This is a genomic window from Streptomyces sp. NBC_00249 (genome assembly GCF_026342355.1).
Classification (GTDB): Bacteria; Actinomycetota; Actinomycetes; order Streptomycetales; family Streptomycetaceae; genus Streptomyces.
On record NZ_JAPEMV010000005.1, the window covers coordinates 349,846 to 365,783 of the forward strand.

Sequence of the window (15,938 nt, forward strand, 5' to 3'; positions counted from 1 at the left end):
AGGTCCGCTCCCGGGGGCCAGCCCCCGGACCCCCGCTCCTCAAACGCCGGAGGGGCTGAATTTTGCCGGCGTAGCCGTTCGAGTGCGGGCGCGTTGCCACGCGATGGCTGGGGCACCCCGAGGACACTCCTACCCCTGCCGAGCCCCCAGCCCCGCCGGCGCTTGAGGCGCGGGCGCGGAGCGCCGTGTAGTGAGGCGCGCCAGGGCGCAGAGCCCACACCCCACCCACCCAGCCTCGCCGGCGTGTGAGGCGGGAACGGTGGAAGGGCGGGTAGGGGACACCGCCCCGCGCAGCGGCAACGGTCCGCAGACAACAGACGGGCCCAGCCACCCGAACCGGCCCCGCCCCACCACCGACGGCCGGAGGCCGGCGCAGCGGCGCGAGGCACGCGTCAAAAAAGGCGGGCGGCAAAAACACGGCGCCGACGGTGGCCGGGCTCGTTCCCCCCGAGCCCGGCCACCGCCGGCGTTCCGCACGGCCGGCCAGGCGCCGACCCGCCCCGCGGCCCCGTGTCCGCGGTACGGGCCGGGCGGCCCTGTCCGTCACCCCCAGTCTGCTGTCTTCGCAGGTGGGAGCCCATCCGTACGCGTACTCATCTCTGGCCGTAGGTACGGATACTCAGTTCTACGCCGCCCGCCCCGCGAACGGCACCGCCGACCGGGGGTCACCGGCTCCCGCTGACCCGCCCCCGCAGCAGCAGTGACAGCGCCGAGTGGACGTCGTCCAGCGACCGTTCGCTCTGGAAGGCCTGCCAGTCCAGCGCCGCGACCAGCACCATGCCCACCAGCGCCGCCGCCGTCAGCGGCACGTCGATCTCCGCGCTGAGTTCCCCGCGCTCGACGCCTTCCCGCAGGACGGATTCGACGACGGCGACCGCCTCGCCCCGGACCACCATCAGGGTGGACTGCCAGGCCCGGTTGGTGCGCCAGAGTTCGGCGACGTAGAGCTGGGTGAAGGCCGGGTAGCGGTCGATGAAGACCAGGCCCGCCCGGATCATCCCGTCGAGGGCTTCGATCCGGCTGCCGCCCCGCGCTTCCGTCTCCTCGGCGGCCTCCCGCAGCGAGGCGGTCAGCAGACCCACCCCGTGCCGGAGCAGCTCTTCGAAGAGCTCGGTCTTGCTCGCGAAGTTGTAGTAGACGGTGCCCTTGGCGACTCCGGCCCTCTCCGCGATCTCGTCGACCGTGGTCGCGGAGAAACCCTGTTCCGCGATGAGGGTGACGGCGGCCTCGTAGAGCTTCTGCCGTGTGGCGGCCCGGCGACCGCCGCCCCCGGCGGTACCCGTGTGCGTGCCCGTACCGGCGCTGCTGCTTTCCATGGCGCTGATTCTCACAGGTCAACAGCCCCTTACAGGCTCAGTTCGGGGTGCAGCCGGTCCATCGTCCACACCTGCTTGCCGCGTGCGGCCAGGGCGGTGAGGGCCAGGGCGCCGACCGTGAAGGCCAGCAGGACCGCGGAGCCCTGCCACACGGGGGTGAGGTCGCCGCCGGTGATGAGGCGGCGCAGGGCGGCGACGATGTACGACATCGGCAGGTACGGGTGGATGTCGTTGAAGAAGTCCGGGCTGGTCTGGACGGGGTAGGTGCCGCCGGCCGAGGTCAGCTGGAGCATCAGGACGGCCAGGACGAGGATGCGTCCGGCGGCGCCGAACTTGGCGTTGAGCCACTGGACGATCGCCGCGAAGCAGCCGGTGACCAGGACCAGGAAGGCGATGGTGAGGGCCGGGCGGGCCATCTGGAGGCCGAGTCCGGGGGCCCAGTGCAGTACGGACATGAGCGCGCCCACCTGCGCGGCGCCGAGGCCGAGCACCGGCAGCCAGCCGGCGACGGCGATCCGCCAGGGCGAGGCGCCGGCGGCCAGGGCCCGCTTGTTCATGGGGGCGATCAGCATGTACGCCACCATCGCGCCGACCCACAGGGACAGCGGGATGAAGTACGGGGCGAAGCCGGTGCCGTAGTTGGGCGCCTTGTGCAGGGACTGGTTGGCGAGCTGGACGGGGTCGGCCATGACCTGCGTGCGGGTGTCGCGCTGCTGCTGGTCGTAGTCGGGGATCTTGCCGGCGCCGTCGTGGAGGCCGCCGGCGAGTTCGCCGGTGCCGTCGACGAGCTTGAACATGCCCCCGTTGAGGCTGTGCGCGCCGTCGCCGAGCTTGCCGACGCCCTCGCCGAGGGCGCCGGAGCCGCCCGCGGCCTTGCCGATGCCGGAGTGCACCTGGACCATGCCGTCGGCGACCTTGTGGGCGCCGGTGTTGAGGGCGTTGACCTTGGCGACGGCCGCGTCGAGGTCCCCGGCGAGGCCGGGGGCCGCGATGACGAGCTCGCGGGCCTTGTTCTCCAGGTCGGTCAGCTGGGGGCGGAGCTTGTTGACGTCGCCGTTGGAGTTGGCGACGAGGGTGTTGACGTCACCGGCGAGGAGGGCGGCCTCGGCCGCGCGGTCCTTGTGCTTCTTGGCGTCGACGCAGAGGCCCGGGGGCAGCTGGATGCCGGCGGCGGGGGTGACGCAGTACTTCGTGTAGAAGTCGTCCATGTCGGCGGAGTGGGTCTTGGTGAGGGCGGCCACGCCCGGGGCCTTCTCCGCGAACTTGTCGAGGTGGTTCTTCAGCACGGCGGCGTTGTCGGCGACGAGCTTGGCGGTGTCCGCGATGTTCTTGGGGTCCTTGACGAAGGGACGGGCCTTGGCGGAGGCCCCGTTGACCTTGTCGGCGAGGGTCTGGGTGCCGTTGGCGACGTCCCGCGACCCGGTCTCCAGCTGGCCGGCGGCCGAGTTGAGCTTCTTCAGGCCGCCCGTGAGCTCGCCGGACTTCTCCTTGGCGGTGTCCAGGCCGTCGGCGAGGTCCTTCGCGCCCTGCTGGGCCTTGCCCGCGCCGTCCTTGAGCTTGTCGGCGCCGTCGGCGGCCTCGGCGGTCTTGTCGTGGAGGTCGGAGAACGAGACGAAGATCTTGTCGAGGAAGCCGCGGGAGGCGTTGGTGGAGGCCGCCGAGCGGACCTCGGAGAAGACGCTGCGCGAGATGGAGCCGACGATGTAGTTGTTCGCGTCGTTCGTACGGACCTGGAGGGCCCCGGTGGTGGGGTCCTCGCCGGAGCTGGAGGCGATCCGCGTGCTGAAGTCGGCGGGCATGGTGAGGGAGAGGTAGTACTTCCCGTTCTCCAGGCCCTTCTCCGCCTCGCTCGCGCTGACCTCGCGCCAGTCGAAGGTCTTGCTGCTGTGCAGCTTCTTGGTGATCTCGGCGCCGGCGTCGACGCGCTTGCCGTCGACGGTGGTGCCCTTGTCGGCGTTGACGAGGGCGACGGGCACCTTGTCGAGGCGGCTGTACGGGTCCCAGAACGACCAGAGGTACAGGGCTCCGTAGAGCAGCGGCAGGAGGAGCAGCGCGACGAGAGCGGCCCGGGGCAGCTTCCCCCGCCCGAACCGCTTCAGCTCAAGCGCGGCCAGTTTCGGCGAGCGCATCGTCCGCCCCCTTCGTGTCTTCGTCGGTGGTGTGGGTGGTGGTGGCGTCGGCCGGTTCGGCGGCGGGCGCGGTGGGCGGGGCGGCTTCGTTCCCGCTCTCGGTGGCGGGCGCGGCTTCGGCTTCGCCCTCCGGCTCCGACGCGGGCGTCGGGTCGGGCTCGGGCGTCGGGTCGGGCTTGCCCTTGCGCTTCGCCTTGGCCTTCGTGTCGGCCTTGTCCGCCTTCGAGTCCGCCTTCGCGTCGGCCTCGGCTCCCCAGGTGACCTTCGGGCTCTCGGCGCGCGGGGCGGCGGCCGGGGTCGCCGGGGCCGGGGGCTCCTCGGCGGTGACGGTGCGCAGCACGGTCACGCCTTCCGGGGCCTCGCTGCACACCGCGAGGACCGTGGTCCCCCGGTCGGCGATCGAGCGGAGCAGGGCCCAGACCTCGGCGCGTTCGGCGTCGGAGAGCTTCATGTCGAGGTCGTCGAGGGCGATCAGCCGGGGGTTGCCCAGCAGGGCGATGGCCAGGGAGAGCCGCAGGGCCTCCAGCCGCTCCAGGGCGCGTACGGAGGTCCGCGGGCCCTTGGGCAGGGTGGCGGGGTCCAGTCCGACGGCGGCCAGGGCGGCCTCGGTCCGGGCGGCGACGGTGGCGCAGTGTTCGCCGCGCGGGCGCAGCAGGGCGCGCAGGGGGCCGTCGTAGCGGCGCTGGAGCATGGCTCCTTCGCGCAGCTGCTCGGCGACGGTGAGCGCCTGGTCGAGGTCGTTGACGCCGGGGACCGGGCCGAGGGCGGTGATCCGGCGGACGGCCGCCATCTTCTTCGGCAGGCGGTGGCGGCCGATCTCGGCGTGGCCCTCGGTGGGCTTCATCCGCCCGGTGAGGGCGAGGAGCAGGCAGGTCCGTCCGCTGCCGGAGGGTCCTTCGAGCGCGATGAGCGAGCCGGGTGCCGCGTCGATCCCCACGCCCCGGAACACCCAGCCGCGCGGGCCCTTGAGTCCGAAGCCCTCGGCCTTGACGGCCGCGCCGTGCGGGCTGTCCACGCCGTCCCCCTTCTTTTGAACTGACCAGTCAGTTCAAAAACTAGCAGGTCCGGGACCAAAGTCCGGACACGAGGGGGGTATTGGGTACGAATCCGCAGGTCAGCGCGATTGTCAGTGGGGCCCGTCACGATGGATCCACGAAAGAACCCGGCACCAGCACGCAGAGCACCACGCAACGACAGGAGGTTCGTCATGGCCACACCGTCCCCGTCCCCTGTCCACCCCGTCCCGCGCAGGTCGGCCGCACCACCGGCCGCCCTGGACCTGCTCGCCAAGGCCCGCGGCGGCCTGGCCGAGGCGGCCCGCCTGCCCCGGCCCAACGAGCGGTACGCCACGGCCCATCTGGCCGCGCTGCGCGCCGCCGCGGCCGTGCTCGCCGCCCGCGGGCGGCCGGAGCCGGTGCACCCGAGGCGGCGGCCCCGGATCCGCAGCGCGTGGGAGGTGCTGCCGGAGATAGCGCCGGAGCTGACCGAGTGGAGCGCCCTGTTCGCCTCGGGCGCGGAGCGCCGGGCCCGGGCCGAGGCGGGCATACGGGACGCGGCGACGGCCCGGGACGCGGACGACCTCGTACGGGCCGTGGGGATGTTCGTGCGGCTGGTCGAGCGGATGCTCGCGCTCCAGCCCGTGGCGAACCCGCTGCCGCAGCCCCGGCCGGAGCGTCCGCACGCGGGATGAGCTGCCCGGCTGTCCGAGGCAATAGGGTGGGGCACGCACCGCTCCCCCACCCTTACGCGCCGAGGAGTCATCAGCCGTGTCGGACACTTCCCGCCCCCGTGCCTCCCTCCGCACCGCCGTGGTGTGGGAGGTCCTCAAGGAGGCCCTCGACCGTCGGGTCAAGGCGACCGGGCGGGACGTACTGGACGTACTGGACACCGGAGGCGGCACCGGCAAGTTCGCCGTCCCGGTGGCCCGGCTCGGCCACCGCGTGACCGTCGTCGACCCCAGCCCGAACGCGCTGTTCGGGCTGGAACGCCGGGTCGCCGAGGAGGGCGTCGCCGATCTGGTGCGCGGGGTCCAGGGCGACGCCCAGGGCCTGCTGGACGTCGTCGAGCGGGAGTCCTACGACGCGGTGCTGTGCCACGGCGTGCTGGAGTACGTGGACGACCCGGCCGAGGGCGTGGCCAACGCCGTCGCCGCCCTGCGCCCCGGCGGCATCCTCAGCCTGCTCGGCGCCGGCGTCGGCGGGGCCGTGCTGGCCCGGGCGCTGGCCGGGCACTTCACCGAGGCCCGCACCGCGCTCACCGACCCGGCCGGGCGCTGGGGCTCCGGCGACCCGGTGCCGCGCCGTTTCACCGCCGAGCAGCTCGGCGAGCTGGTCGGCGGGGCCGGTCTGGAGGTCGGCGCGGTGCACGGCGTACGGATCTTCGCCGACCTGGTCCCCGGGGTCCTGGTGGACACCGAGCCGGGCGCGGTGGAAGCACTGCTGCGTCTGGAGGAGGCCGCCGCCGAGCTGCCCGCCTTCCACGCGGTCGCCACGCAGTTGCACGTCCTGGGCGAGAAGCCCGCCTGATCTGCGAGCTTGCACCCACGGGCTCTGCCGGAACACCCTCCGGTCCGGCGATCCGCCCCGTATGATCGGAAGCACCGGTCGGCATGGCGGACCGCTCAGTGGGGAATAAGCGCCTCAGTGACCGCGCTGGCGACGGTACGTTTGACATATTGCTTCATGCTTGTTCTGTGCAGTGGATTTTTTGGCGCAGTGGTTTGCAGAATGTGGCGTAGAGGGCGGGTATCACGGGGGCGATTCCCCGCCTATCCTGAAGGGGACCCCTGGTCGCTACCCCCCGCGACCGACGGATGAGGAGGACTCCCGTGCCGCTCTCGGAGCACGAGCAGCGAATGCTCGAGCAGATGGAGCGAGCGCTGTACGCCGAAGACCCCAAGTTCGCGACAGCGCTTGAGGGCAGTGGACTGCGCACGTACACCCGGCGACGGGTCTACCAGGCAGTCGCAGGCATTGTGGTGGGTATCGCGCTCCTCATGACCGGTGTGATCTGGCAGGAAGTGCTCTGGATCAGCGTGGTGGGATTCCTCGTCATGCTGGCCTGTACGGTCCTCGTGGTCACCGGTTGGCGCAAGGCACCCAAGCCCGGCGAGCAGCCCGTCTCCGGAAGTGCAGGCGGTTCGGCCCATGGTGGCCGCAGCCGGCAGCGTCGGTCGATGATGACCCGGATCGAGGAACGGTGGCAGCGCCGCCGTGACGAACAGGGGCAGTAGGCAGTAGCCCCGCAGAGACTCCGTCGGTGAGGGGACGGCCGCGTGCGGTCGTCCCCTCACCGTTTCCTCCTGCCCCGTCCGCCCGGCTGCGGCATGATGACCGGGTGAGTGTGCTCCCCCTGGTCTTCACCAGCGGCTGGGCCAGCGGGATCAACGCCTACGCCGTGGTCCTCCTGCTCGGCATCTTCGGCGCGACCGGCCTGACCGACGAGGTCCCGGCGTCGCTCCAGCGCACCGACGTCCTGATCGTGGCGGCCGTCCTGTTCCTGTGCGAGGCGGTGGCCGACAAGATCCCGTACGTGGACTCGCTGTGGGACAGCGTCCACACCGTGATCCGCCCCGTCTCCGGCGCCGTCGTCGGGGCCCTGCTCGCCGGGCAGAGCGGCTCGCTGTCCGACCTCGCGGCGGGCGCGATCGGCGGTTCCACCGCCCTGGCCAGCCATGCCGTCAAGGCGGGCACCCGGATGGCGATCAACACCTCGCCCGAGCCCTTCAGCAACATCGTCGTCAGCACCGCCGAGGACGCGGGCGTCGCCGGGATCGTCACCTTCGCCATGTTCAACCCGCAGGCCGCCGCGATCATCGCGGCCGTGCTGCTGGCCGCGGGCCTGGCCCTGCTGATCTACCTGTGGGCCCGCATCCGCCGCTTCCTGCGCCGCCGCGCGCAGCGCCGCGAGGAGAAGCGGCTCGCGGCCGAGGCCCGCGCCGCCACCGGGGCACCACCGCCCTGACGCCCTGACCTCGCTCGATAGGCTCAGCCGCATGGCACGAATTGCGGTGATCGGCGCCGGGATGGGCGCGATGGCGACAGCGGCCCGGCTGGCCGTGGCGGGGCACCAGGTGACGGTGTACGAGCGCGGTCCCTCGTACGGCGGAGCCGTCGGCCGGTACGAGCGCGACGGATTCTCCTTCGACACCGGGCCCGGGCTGCTCCACCTGCCCGCCGTCTACCGCGACCTGTTCGTGAAGACCGGCAAGGCCCCCCTGGAAGACCGCGTCGGCCTCGTCCAGCTGGACCCGGCCGTCCGGCACATCGTCGGCGACACCACCGTCACCCTCCCGGGCGCCTCGCGCGGCGGGGTCGCCGCCGCCCTCGACGCGGCCTTCGGCCCGGGCGCCGGCGAGCGCTGGAACTCCCTGCTGGGCCGCGCCCGGGACACCTGGGACGCCACCCGCCGCCCCCTGCTGGAGGAGCCGCTGCGCCCCGACTGGCAGGTGCTGGGCCGCGACCCGTACCCGGCGCTGCGCGGCAGCGGCCTGCTGCGCCGCCGCCCGCCCACCCTGGCCGAGGTCGCCGCGCGCGAGCTGGGCGGGGAGCTCGGCGAGCTGCTGGCCGGCCGGGTACGGGCCTACGGGATCGACCCCGCGTCCGCGCCCGCCTCGGCGGCCGCGCTGCCCTACATGGAGCAGACCTTCGGCAGCTGGTACGTCCGGGGCGGCATGCGGGAGCTGGCCACCGCCGTCCACGAACGCTGCCTGGAGCGGAAGGTCACCTTCGTCTTCGGCGCGCCCGTACGGGGGGTCCTGGTGCGCGGCGGCCGGGCGGCCGGGGTGCTGCTCGCCGACGGCACCGAGGCCGCCGCCGACTCCGTCGTCTGCGGGATCGACCCGAGGCAGCTCCCGGCCTCCTCCGTGCCCCGCCCCCCGGACGGCGTACCGGTGCGGGGCGAGCGGGTGCCCGGCCGGATCACCCTGCTGCTGGCCCTGCGCGGCGCCCGCCCGGCGGACGCCGTCCACCGGACGCTGGTGCACTCCCCCGGACTGGACGTGACCGTCCTGCGCCCGGACGACCCGGCCGGCCGACCCGACGCCGGCCATGAGGCGGTCACCGTGAGCGCCGTGTGCGGCCCGGCGGGCGGTGCGGGCGTCCCGGAGCCCCGGGAGCTGCTGGACCTCGCCGTACGGGCCGTCCCGGACCTGCGGGAGAGGCTGCTGTGGCAGGAGGTGCGCACCCCGGCCGACGTGGAGGCGGCCACGGGAGCGGTGGGCGGTTCGGTGCCCGCGCCGTCCCTCGCGGGGGCGGGCGGGACGCTGCTGCACCCGGGCAACGTCACGGCGCTGCCCGGCCTGTACCTCGCGGGCGGCTGGGCGCACCCCGGCGGCGGGCTCGCGCACGCCGGGATGACCGGGGCCCTGGTGGCCGGGCTGATCGTGGAGGGGGCGGACTTCCGCGGCTCGCAGTGAGCCGCGGAAGTCCGCCCCCTCCCCCGCCGTCAGTAGCGGTAGCCGTTGTTGTTGTCCTGGTGGTACGGGTACCCCTGGGGGGCGTCCGGGTCCGGGGCCTGCGGGTCCGGCGGGGTGTCGGTGGCCCGCTGCTGCGGGACCCAGATCCCGCCGGGCGGGGTGTCCATGGAGTACTGCTGCTGCGAGTAGTCGGCGTAGGGGGTGTAGTCGTAGGGCTGCTGCGGGGCCACCGCGCCGCCCGTGCCGATGTACGGGTCCGAGTAGGCGGCGTAGACCTGCTGTTCGCCGCCCTGGTACCCGGTGGAGTAGTCGTAGGCGCCCTGGCCCTGCTGGGGGTCCTGGTAGGCCGCGTACTGGTGCGCGTCCTGCTCGGGCGTGGTGAACGGCGAGGCGAAGGCGGCCGTCGCGTCGGGCTGCTGGGGGGCGAAGCTCTGTATCCCGTAGGAGCCCGTGTCCTCGGGGACCGGCTGCGGGGTGAACACCTGGTCGTCGTCGGAGGGGACGGCGGCGGGGCCGGTGTCCGATCCATACTCCAGGCCGCTGACTTCGAGCCCGGCCTCGGGGCGCGGCGTACCGCCCCCACGGCGGCGTCTGCCGCGGTCCTCGCGTACGGGTTCACCGCCGCGGCGCAACGCCCAGCCGGCCACGAAGCCCTTGCGGAAGGACAGCGTCACCAGGGTCTGGCCGACGGCGAAGGCGGTCGCGCCCGCGGCGATCACGAGCACCGAGGGCAGCACCACCCCGGCGACGACGCCGAGGAACCCGGCGAAGGCGAGCAGGCGCCAGCGCAGCCGGGCCTTGTACTGCATCAAGACCTCGGCAAGCAGCCACAACGCGACGATGCCGAACGCGATGTAGAGGACCGTCATTCCCATGCGTGGCCCCTCTCGGTACGGCCGCCGGCGCGGGAACGGGGGACGGCCGATCAGGCCCGCTGGTGCAGGCCCAGGTTCTCGTAGATCTCGAGGGTCGCCGTGGAATTGTTCAGCGTGATGAAGTGCAGTCCCGGGACACCCTCGGACAGCAGCCGCGCGCAGAACTCCGTGGCGAACTCGATGCCAATGGAGCGTACAGCGGCCGGATCGTCCTTGACGGCGAGCATGCGCTCTTTCACGTCCGCGGGGAAGACCGCGGTACTGAGTTGGGGCAACCGGTCGAGCTGCTTGATGCCCACAACAGGCATGACCTCGGGGATGATCGGGGTCTCGCAGCCCGCCTTCGCGACGCTGTCGCGCAGCCGCAGATAATTCTCGGGATCGAAGAACATCTGGGTGATGGCGTAGTCCGCGCCCGCACGGCACTTGTCCACGAAGTGCCGGATGTCCGTGTCCCAGTCCTGCGAGCGGGGGTGCATCTCGGGGAAGGCCGCGACGCCGACGCAGAAGTCGCCGGACTCCTTGAGCAGGCGCACGAGGTCGGCCGCGTAGTCCACGCCTTCGGGGTGCTTGACCCACGGGCCCATCGGGTCGCCCGGCGGGTCGCCGCGCAGTGCCAGCATGTTGCGGATCCCCGCGTCGGCGAACTGGCCGATGACGTGGCGCAGCTCGGCGACGGAGTGGTCGACGGCCGTCAGGTGCGCGACGGGGGTGAGGGTGGTGTCCGCGGCGATCTGCTCGGTGGCGCGGACGGTGCCACCCCGGGTGGAACCGCCGGCTCCGTACGTGACGGAGACGAAGCTCGGGGAGACCGCCTCGATCCGGCGGAGCGCGTTCCAGAGGTTGCGCTCGCCCTTCTCGGTCTTGGGGGCCCAGAACTCGAACGAGTACGAGCTTCCGGACGCGAGGAGGTCGCGGACCGTGTGTGCACGGTCCGACCAGGTGGAAGCGGTTCCTAGGGCCATACGGGCAGGTTAGACGCGCCCCGGCGGACGCCGAAGCGTTGTCCATCAATTGGACACGTTTTTGGACACTAGGCCAGGCGGGCGCGGATCACCTTGGAGAGTTCGGCCGCGGCGGCCTGCGGGTCCGAGGCCTCGGTGATCGCCCGTACGACGACGACGCGGGTGGCGCCGGCGTCCAGCACCTCGTCGAGGTTGCCGCGGTCGATGCCCCCGATGGCGAACCAGGGGCGGTCCTGCTCCAGGGAGGCCGCGTACCGGACGAGGTCCAGGCCCGGGGCGTAGCGGCCGGGCTTGGTGGGGGTGGGCCAGCAGGGGCCGGTGCAGAAGTAGTCCACGCCGGGCTCGGCGACGGCCGCGTCCACCTCGGACTCCGCGTGGCAGGAGCGCCCGATCAGGACGCCGGCGCCGAGGATCGCGCGGGCGGCGGGGACGGGGATGTCGCCCTGGCCGAGGTGCAGGACGTCGGAGCCGATGGCGTGCGCGACGTCGGCGCGGTCGTTGACCGCGAGGAGCTTGCCGTGGCGGCGGGCGGCCTCGGCGAAGACCTGGAGGTGTTCGAGCTCCTCGCCCGCCTCCATGCCCTTGTCGCGGAGCTGGACGATGTCGACGCCGCCGGCCAGGGCGGCCTCGAGGAACTCCGGGAGGTCTCCCTGCCGCTTGCGGGCGTCCGTGCAGAGGTAGAGCCGGGCGTCGGAAAGCTGCTGCATGGGAGTCCCCCCGTGGTGGTGGCGGTGTACGGGCCCGGGCTGCGGGCCCGTACACCTGTGGATCAGCCGGTCAGAGGGCGAGCGCCTGAGCGCGGCGCTTCACCTCCGTGCCGCGATTCTCACTCAGAGCCTGCACGGGGGTGCCGGGCAGGGTGTCGTCGGCGGTGAACAGCCACTCCAGGATCTCCTCGTCGGTGAACCGATCGTCGCGGAGGACGGTCAGCAGGCCGACCAGACCCTTGACGATCTTGTCTCCGTCGATGAAGGCGGCGGGCACCTGGAGGGAGCGGTTCTCGCCGCGGCGCACCGCGAGCAGCTGACCTTCCTTGACCAGCTGGCGAACCTTGGTCACTTCGATGTCGAGCATCTCCGCGATGTCGGGGAGGTACAGCCAGGCGGGGACAAGGGCATCGATCTTTGCGTCAATCTCGGTCACGGGGACAAGCCTGCCACCTCGGACAGGCCGCCGGTACCTGGCCCCGTCCGTCCGTGGCCCCGCCGGGCGCCCGACCGGCGGTGGCCGGGCCCTGGCCGGGCCGTGGCCGGGCCCTGGTCAGGCCGTGGCGGAGCGCAGGGGGACGTCCGGGTCCGCCGCCCTGGCCGGGTCCAGGGGGGTGCCCGACTCGATCAGCTTGCGGCCCTGGGCCAGGTCCCGGGGGCGGCCCACCGCGAGGACCGCGACCAGCGCGCCGCCGCGCAGCCAGCACACCGACCAGGTGGGTGCGGCGGGGTCGCCGCGCCACAGCAGGGTGTCGGCGGCGCCGTGGTGTCCCGCGTACTGGACGAAGCGGCCGAACTGCTCGGACCAGAAGTACGGGACGGGGTCGTAGGCCCGGACGGGCTCCCCGGCGAGGATGTTCGCGGCGACCGCCCGCGGGCCCTGGAGGGCGTTGTCCCAGTGGTGGACCAGCAGCCGGGTCCCGTAGCGGGCCGAGGGGAAGGAGGCGCAGTCCCCGACCGCGTACACCCCGGGCAGGCTGGTGCGCAGGTGGGCGTCGGCCGTGACGGAGCCGTCGGGGCCCAGGTCCACGCCGGTCCCGGCCAGCCAGTCGGTGGCGGGGCGGGCGCCGATGCCGACGACGACCGCGCCGGCCGGCAGGGCGCGGCCGTCCGCGAGCAGGACCCGGCCCGGCTCGACGGCGGCGACCTTCGTGCCGGTGAGCAGTTCGGCCCCGGCCTCGGCGTACCAGCGGGCCATCGGGGCGGTGACCTCCGCCGGGAGGGCTCCCGCGAGGACCCGGTCCGCGGCCTCGACCACCGTGACGGCGCAGCCGGCCTCGCGGGCCGCGGTGGCGAACTCGGCGCCGATCCAGCCCGCCCCGACGACCACGGCGGCGGGGGCCGCCGCCAGGACGGGGCGCAGCCGGGCGGCGTCGTCGAGGGTGCGCAGCAGGTGGACGCCGGGGACGCCCTCGGTGCCGGGGAGGGTCAGCGGCAGTGCGCCGGTGGCCAGGACGAGGGCCTCGTACGGGACCGGGCCGGCCTCCGTGTCGAGCTCCCGGTCGGCGGCCCGGAGCCCGGTGACCTCGGTCCCCAGTCGCAGGTCGATCCGGAGCCCCTCGAAATCGACCTCGAAGGCGGAGTCCTCGGCCTTGCCGAGCAGCACCGCCTTGGACAGCGGGGGGCGGTCGTAGGGCTGGTGGGGTTCGGCGCCGAGCAGGATGACGGGGCCGGTGAAGCCCTGTTCCCGCAAGGCCACCGCGGTCTGCACCCCGGCCATTCCGGCGCCGACGATCACGACACCGGGCGTGTTCTGTTCCGTCTGCTTTCGCGTCTGCTCGCTCACGCGCCCAGCCTAGTGAACTGACGGCCCGTCAGGAACAGGGGGCGGGGAGGCAGCCTTACCCGCCACCGCGCACAGGGTTAGTCTGGCCACCGTACCTATCGCGGGAGTCCGGGCGCACCGGGCTGAGAGGGAGGCTGGCCGGCCTCCGACCGTACGAACCTGATCCGGGTCATGCCGGCGAAGGGAGGGGCTGGACGCCCATGCACTCATCTCGAAGCGGATCCGGACGAAACGGATCCGACGTCCTCGTCATCGGGGGCGGCATCATCGGCCTGGTCACCGCCTGGCGGGCCGCCCGGCGCGGGCTGCGCACCGCGCTCGCCGACCCGGAGCCCGGCGGCGGCGCCGCCCAGGTCGCGGCCGGCATGCTCGCCGCCGTCACCGAACTGCACTACGGCGAGGAGACCCTGCTCGGGCTCAACGTCGCCTCCGCGGAGCGCTACCCGCAGTTCGCCGCCGAACTCGCCGAAGCCAGCGGCGGCATGGACCTCGGCTACCGCTCCTGCGGCACCCTCGCCGTCGCCCTCGACGCCGACGACCGGCTCCACCTGCGGGAGCTGCACGCCCTCCAGCGCCGCTGCGGCCTGGAGTCCGAGTGGCTCACCGGCCGCGAGTGCCGCCGCCTGGAACCGATGCTCGCCCCCGGGGTGCGCGGCGGGCTGCGCGTCGACGGCGACCACCAGGTGGACCCGCGCCGACTCGCGGCCGCACTGCTCGCCGCCTGCGAACGGGCCGGGGTCGCCGTGCACCGCACGCGCGCCGAGCGGCTGCTGACCACCGCCGACCGGGCCGTGGGCGCCGCACTGGAGGACGGTACGCAGCTGCGCGCCGACCAGGTGGTCCTCGCGGCGGGCTCCCTCAGCGGACGCCTCGCGGGGGTGCCGCCGGAGGTGGCGGTGCCCGTACGGCCCGTCAAGGGCCAGGTGCTGCGGCTCGCGGTGCCGGCCGCGTACGGGCCGTTCCTGTCGCGGACCGTACGGGCCGTCGTACGCGGCAGCCACGTCTACCTGGTGCCGCGCGAGAACGGCGAGCTCGTCGTCGGGGCCACCAGCGAGGAACTCGGCTGGGACACCACCGTCACGGCGGGCGGGGTGTACGAGCTGCTGCGCGACGCCCACGAGCTGGTGCCCGGCATCACCGAGCTCCCGCTCGTCGAGACCCGGGCGGGCCTGCGCCCCGGCTCCCCCGACAACGCGCCACTGCTCGGCCCGACCGAGCTGCCCGGGCTGCACCTGGCCACCGGGCACTACCGCAACGGGGTGCTGCTGACCCCGCTCACCGGCGACGTGATGGGGGAACTGCTGGCGACCGGCGTCGTACCGGAGATCGCCCGCCCCTTCAGCCCGCGCCGCTTCTCCACCACCCGTCAGGAGTCCTTCGTATGACCATCTCCGTCAACGGCGAGCCGCGCGAGATCGCGGACGGCACCACCCTCGACGCGGTGGTCGCCACACTGACCCGGGCACCCAAGGGCGTCGCCGCCGCCCTCAACGAGACCGTCGTCCCGCGCGGCCAGTGGCCGCACACACCGGTGGACGAGGGCGACCGGATCGAGATCCTCACCGCGGTCCAGGGAGGCTGACGACCATGGCGGACGACCTCTTCACCCTCGGCGGCCGGACCTTCTCCTCCCGCCTGATCATGGGCACGGGCGGCGCCCCGAGCCTGGACGTCCTGGAGCGCGCCCTCGTCGCCTCCGGCACCGAACTGACCACCGTGGCGATGCGCCGCCTGGACCCGACGGTGCAGGGCTCGGTCCTGTCCGTCCTGAACCGGCTGGACATCGCCGTCCTCCCCAACACGGCGGGCTGCTTCACGGCGGGCGAGGCGGTCCTCACCGCCCGGCTGGCACGCGAGGCCCTCGGCACGGACTGGATCAAGCTGGAGGTCGTCGCCGACGAGCGCACCCTCCTGCCGGACGGCGTCGAGCTGCTGGACGCCGCGGAAACCCTGGTCGACGAGGGCTTCACCGTCCTCCCGTACACCAACGACGACCCGGTCCTCGCCCGCAAGCTGGAGGACGTGGGCTGCGCGGCGATCATGCCGCTGGGGTCCCCCATCGGCTCGGGGATGGGAATCCGCAACCCGCACAACTTCGAGCTGATCGCGGAACGGGCCGGGGTCCCGGTCATCCTCGACGCAGGCGCCGGCACCGCCTCCGACGTGGCCCTCGCCATGGAACTCGGATGCGCGGCGGTGATGCTCGCCTCGGCGGTGACGCGCGCCCAGTCCCCCGTCCTGATGGCGGCGGCGATGCGGGACGCCGTCACGGCGGGCCGCCTCGCCTTCCGCGCGGGCCGCATCCCCCAACGCCGCTTCGCCGAAGCCTCCTCCCCGGCGGAGGGCCGCGCGGCCCTGGACCCGGAACGCCCGGCGTTCTGATCCCCTTCGACGCGGCTCGCGGCGCGGGCCCGCCATCTCCCCCTCGACCCCCTGGGGCGGGCCGGTGGCTGCCCACCCGCCCCGGGTGCGGGCGGGTGGTCGGGGAGCCGTAGCCCCCTGGACGGCCTCAGGGAAGGTTGGGGGCTTCCCGTCAGTCTCATCGTCCTTCCGTGTCGGGCCGGCCTGTCAAGGGCGCTCCCTTCGGTCGCGTCGCTTCGCGATGGCCTTCGGCCACCCTTGACAGACCGTCCCGCCCCGGAAAAACGAAGACTGCCGGGAAACCCCCAAAAGAACGGCACGGTCGACAGGGAAGGGACGGGTTCCCTCAGAGATCAGGCGAGGGACCGGGCATCGGCCCACCG

At 73.4% G+C, this 15,938-nt stretch carries 16 protein-coding genes and 1 riboswitch; of the genes, 8 read left to right on the forward strand and 8 right to left on the reverse strand.

Annotated elements, in window-relative coordinates:
- Window positions 1-665: 665 nt before the first annotated feature.
- From OOK31_RS23350 to OOK31_RS23360, 3 genes are read right to left on the reverse strand one after another with little or no spacing between them, the layout of a single operon-like run.
- Entirely contained in the window at window positions 666-1,316 is a 651-nt protein-coding gene (locus OOK31_RS23350; protein WP_267089251.1) for a TetR/AcrR family transcriptional regulator, read from the reverse strand.
- A 29-nt stretch (window positions 1,317-1,345) separates the two neighbouring features.
- Window positions 1,346-3,445: a YhgE/Pip family protein gene (locus OOK31_RS23355; protein WP_267089252.1), complete on the reverse strand. Its 2,100-nt coding sequence runs from the start codon at window positions 3,443-3,445 to the stop codon at window positions 1,346-1,348.
- Entirely contained in the window at window positions 3,417-4,460 is a 1,044-nt protein-coding gene (locus OOK31_RS23360) for an ATP-binding cassette domain-containing protein (protein ID WP_267089253.1), read from the reverse strand. Before OOK31_RS23360 ends, OOK31_RS23355 begins: the two co-directional genes overlap by 29 nt.
- 192 nt (window positions 4,461-4,652) lie before the next feature.
- On the opposite strand from OOK31_RS23360, the gene OOK31_RS23365 reads away from it, so the two are divergent.
- The 5 genes from OOK31_RS23365 to OOK31_RS23385 all read left to right on the forward strand — a co-directional run bounded on the left by OOK31_RS23365 (window position 4,653) and on the right by OOK31_RS23385 (window position 8,861).
- Window positions 4,653-5,135 carry an SAV_6107 family HEPN domain-containing protein gene (locus OOK31_RS23365; RefSeq protein ID WP_267089254.1) on the forward strand — a complete coding sequence of 161 codons (483 nt, stop codon included), beginning with the start codon at window positions 4,653-4,655 and terminating at the stop codon, window positions 5,133-5,135.
- 76 nt (window positions 5,136-5,211) lie between these two features.
- Window positions 5,212-5,970 (forward strand): bifunctional 2-polyprenyl-6-hydroxyphenol methylase/3-demethylubiquinol 3-O-methyltransferase UbiG, encoded by a 759-nt coding sequence (locus OOK31_RS23370; protein WP_267089255.1) that lies wholly within the window; start codon window positions 5,212-5,214, stop codon window positions 5,968-5,970.
- 302 nt (window positions 5,971-6,272) lie between these two features.
- Window positions 6,273-6,677 (forward strand): DUF3040 domain-containing protein, encoded by a 405-nt coding sequence (locus OOK31_RS23375; protein WP_267089256.1) that lies wholly within the window; start codon window positions 6,273-6,275, stop codon window positions 6,675-6,677.
- A gap of 104 nt (window positions 6,678-6,781) precedes the next feature.
- Window positions 6,782-7,408 carry a DUF4126 domain-containing protein gene (locus OOK31_RS23380; RefSeq protein WP_267089257.1) on the forward strand — a complete coding sequence of 209 codons (627 nt, stop codon included), beginning with the start codon at window positions 6,782-6,784 and terminating at the stop codon, window positions 7,406-7,408.
- Between the two features lie 31 nt (window positions 7,409-7,439).
- The gene (locus tag OOK31_RS23385) at window positions 7,440-8,861 is read left to right on the forward strand and encodes an NAD(P)/FAD-dependent oxidoreductase (RefSeq protein WP_267089258.1); all 1,422 of its coding nucleotides are present in this window, start codon (window positions 7,440-7,442) and stop codon (window positions 8,859-8,861) included.
- 29 nt (window positions 8,862-8,890) lie between these two features.
- Here the strand turns inward: OOK31_RS23385 and OOK31_RS23390 are convergent, their stop codons facing one another.
- The 5 genes from OOK31_RS23390 to OOK31_RS23410 all read right to left on the reverse strand — a co-directional run bounded on the left by OOK31_RS23390 (window position 8,891) and on the right by OOK31_RS23410 (window position 13,128).
- Window positions 8,891-9,736, reverse strand: coding sequence for a hypothetical protein (locus OOK31_RS23390; protein WP_267089259.1), 846 nt, complete (start codon window positions 9,734-9,736; stop codon window positions 8,891-8,893).
- 50 nt (window positions 9,737-9,786) lie between these two features.
- Window positions 9,787-10,701, reverse strand: a complete 915-nt coding sequence (metF, locus tag OOK31_RS23395; protein ID WP_267089260.1) for a methylenetetrahydrofolate reductase [NAD(P)H] — start codon at window positions 10,699-10,701, stop codon at window positions 9,787-9,789.
- A 68-nt stretch (window positions 10,702-10,769) separates the two neighbouring features.
- Window positions 10,770-11,408 (reverse strand): thiamine phosphate synthase, encoded by a 639-nt coding sequence (gene thiE, locus OOK31_RS23400; protein WP_267089261.1) that lies wholly within the window; start codon window positions 11,406-11,408, stop codon window positions 10,770-10,772.
- 70 nt (window positions 11,409-11,478) lie between these two features.
- Complete coding sequence (locus tag OOK31_RS23405) at window positions 11,479-11,844, reverse strand: Rv2175c family DNA-binding protein (protein WP_267089262.1); 366 nt, start codon at window positions 11,842-11,844, stop codon at window positions 11,479-11,481.
- Between the two features lie 117 nt (window positions 11,845-11,961).
- Complete coding sequence (locus tag OOK31_RS23410) at window positions 11,962-13,128, reverse strand: NAD(P)/FAD-dependent oxidoreductase (protein ID WP_267089517.1); 1,167 nt, start codon at window positions 13,126-13,128, stop codon at window positions 11,962-11,964.
- A 156-nt stretch (window positions 13,129-13,284) separates the two neighbouring features.
- Window positions 13,285-13,397, forward strand: a riboswitch (TPP riboswitch).
- Here OOK31_RS23410 and thiO point away from each other — a divergent pair.
- The 3 genes from thiO to OOK31_RS23425 all read left to right on the forward strand — a co-directional run bounded on the left by thiO (window position 13,395) and on the right by OOK31_RS23425 (window position 15,576).
- Window positions 13,395-14,579, forward strand: a complete 1,185-nt coding sequence (gene thiO, locus OOK31_RS23415; protein ID WP_267089263.1) for a glycine oxidase ThiO — start codon at window positions 13,395-13,397, stop codon at window positions 14,577-14,579. It overlaps the preceding riboswitch by 3 nt.
- A complete protein-coding gene (thiS, locus tag OOK31_RS23420; RefSeq protein ID WP_267089264.1) occupies window positions 14,576-14,776 on the forward strand; it encodes a sulfur carrier protein ThiS in 201 nt (66 codons plus the stop codon). Before thiO ends, thiS begins: the two co-directional genes overlap by 4 nt.
- A 5-nt stretch (window positions 14,777-14,781) precedes the next feature.
- Window positions 14,782-15,576: a thiazole synthase gene (locus tag OOK31_RS23425; RefSeq protein ID WP_267089265.1), complete on the forward strand. Its 795-nt coding sequence runs from the start codon at window positions 14,782-14,784 to the stop codon at window positions 15,574-15,576.
- Window positions 15,577-15,938: the final 362 nt, after the last annotated feature.